Source organism: Limnohabitans sp. (genome assembly GCF_040400975.1).
Lineage (GTDB): Bacteria > Pseudomonadota > Gammaproteobacteria > Burkholderiales > Burkholderiaceae_C > Limnohabitans_A.
In genome coordinates this window covers 1-2438 of record NZ_JBBAPF010000081.1, presented here as the reverse complement: position 1 = coordinate 2438, position 2438 = coordinate 1, and the positions used below count along the sequence as shown (strand labels likewise).

General features: G+C 53.8%; 2 protein-coding genes. Both read right to left on the bottom strand.

Annotation, left to right across the window (positions count from 1 at the left end; translation table 11 throughout):
* On the bottom strand, positions 1-599 hold a 599-nt coding region (locus tag ABWQ00_RS15850; RefSeq protein WP_353239622.1), incomplete at its 3' end, for a hypothetical protein.
* A gap of 800 nt (positions 600-1399) precedes the next feature.
* The gene (locus ABWQ00_RS15845) at positions 1400-1951 is read right to left on the bottom strand and encodes a hypothetical protein (protein WP_353239621.1); all 552 of its coding nucleotides are present in this window, start codon (positions 1949-1951) and stop codon (positions 1400-1402) included.
* Between the last annotated feature and the right edge of the window lie 487 nt (positions 1952-2438).

Sequence of the window (2438 nt, the reverse complement as noted above, 5' to 3'; positions counted from 1 at the left end):
GATGGGGAGTCAATGCGGTCTGCCAGCTTGACCAACTCGTTTTTGCGGTCGTTGGGCATGTCCCGTGCTGCTTTCATGTTCTTTGGCTCTTTGCCATGCATGAGCGCCAGTAAACAATGAGGGATGGCCAACACGGGAGGCTGCGTCTTCGTCATGTGCATGCGGCCCTTCACAATGGCAAACACATCCTCCTGATGCTCATCAAAGCGTTTCCTCTTCCGTGGGATGTTGTGCACCTCTGCCGTAGACAGGTCGGCACGCACCTTATAAGTAAATGCGTGCGACGCCTCTATGCCCTTTCGTGTCACAAACGCATTGTGGAGGTGCACCCCCATTGCACCCAACCAACCATCAAAGTCCCGGATGTGCCGCACCTCTTCCACGATGAGCTCTTCCTTCTTGGCCTCAGTCAGAGGGCGGAGCGCTTCTGCAAACAATGCATTCATCTCTTCCGGCGTCTCCCACAATTTGGGCCGGAGAACGAGAAGCAGAATCATGGCAAAGAGGCGGTCGACATCTTCGTGTGTATGGCCGACCGTCAGGAAGTTCAGTGTCGCTGAAGAGAAATACCCCATAGCCACCAAGTACGCCAAAAACAATGAAATAGCATATTTTTGGCCTGTGCTGTTGTATTATCCGACTGGATGACAAGATGCCTTGGCATCGGCCGGCCGGTCTTCTGTGAAATTGCCAGCACTTGGCCCAGCGCACGGCACAACACCTCGCAAAAAGCTGGCGCCCCGTGCGACAAGAACTCGTCAGCTGTGTAAATGCAAGTGCACCAGCCGTGACAGAGGACAGCGGACACAGTGGTCCATGGGCGCACTAAGCTATCCAAGTACCCATGATTTCGATTGGCTCTGTACTTGGGATACATGGTCTTGACCTTGTCCATGCTGTCAATGATGATGACTAGCACGTCCTGAAACATACGTGACGCCCAGCGCAGCGACCAATACAACAACCGATCGTGGTATTGTGCACGCACATGCTCCCGCCATTGCCTCGCAATGGCCACCTTCTCTGCTGTGGGGACGCCTCTCCGATGAACCGCACAACGGAAGTCATGGCACAAGGAGCACTCTTTATGCTGTGATGCCTTGCGAAAGGTGAGGATACAACTCCACTTCTGGTACCATCTGCGATGGAGTGTCGTCCACGAGGGGAATCTGTTCAAGAATCCTAAGCTGATGCCACTCGAGCCGGCAATGTCACGAATCGCTTCATACCAGGCCAAGAACATCCAAAACAAAGTGATTGGCTTTCCAGGTGGCAGATGCCTCACAGGTGCAGAGGTGTTCGGCCCTATGAAGTGTGCAGCTTGTTTCGACATGGCCGCCTCTGGGGTCCAATTGAACAGATCTGCGATCGATGTGCCATCAGGACAGTGGACAGCGGATTATTTGTGATCTTTCTCAATCTCAGCACCCACATCATGAGTGTGAATGTTTTCTGGCAAATCCTCTGCAGCGCCATGGTACAACTCCATGAAGTACAAGTCGATGAGTGGGGTAGTTGTTTGCCTCTCTGGCCTCGTGCTGGACTCACCTGGAAGCTTCTTCCGCATGTCCAGACAGCGGTGCAAGCACTTCATCAGGGTTTTCGGTGTGGTGCCCAGGATGCCGCAAAACCCTAATCGACACACTTTCGCACCATCCAGATAGTAGTCGGTCCGGTGTTGCACGTCCTCTTCGTCAGGGGTGCTTTCAGCCAAGGTGCCCTCGTACATGGAAGCCAAATAGTTGACTTGCGCCTCATCCCCAAGCTTGAGCCACATATGGACCAAGTCGCGCACGTCAGCACACACCAACTTCTTGTTGCAGATGGCACACTCGTGTGTGTTATGGCAATACCTCTTGGCCAGGGCAGCATTGATTCGATCTGGGTCGGCAGCGTCCTTCCGGAATTTGTTTTCCTCGTTCACCTCCCTTGGGAGTATGAGTTGCAACATCACCCTGCACATGTTCACCTCATGCCGAGGGGCCTGCCGAGTCTGTTCGGACGGAGTGGGTGGGGGTGGGATGTCATTGACATCCGGTGTCTTCCAATAAGAGCTGGAGGACTGTGGACAGGAAGGGGCAAGAGGTGTGCTCGACTCGTGCCGCTTGCCATTGGACCCCGATTCCACAATTTCCTCTGTCAACATCGGCCGCTTCCATGAGACAACATCAAGAGAGCTGTTGGATGTCTTCTTGTTGGATTGCACACCCGACGGTGACCGTAAGCCCGAAGCAGTGGCAAGTGGTTTTTTTGCACCCATCATCTGCCCTAACGATGGCGCGATGAACGTCGCCTTCCAAATGTGGACTTTTCCAATCCATGCACCACCGCTGCAAGGAACACTGGGCCAATGCTTGCAACGAACACTGGGCCAAGGCTTCCAAAGGAAGGCTATTTCTCTCTCTCTCCCTCTCTCTCTCCCTCTCTTCCTCCCTCCA

Coding starts and splice junctions, on each gene's coding strand:
- ABWQ00_RS15845 (WP_353239621.1), bottom strand. CDS start 1,951: ATGTTGCAACTCATACTCCCAAGGGAGGTGAACGAGGAAAACAAATTC.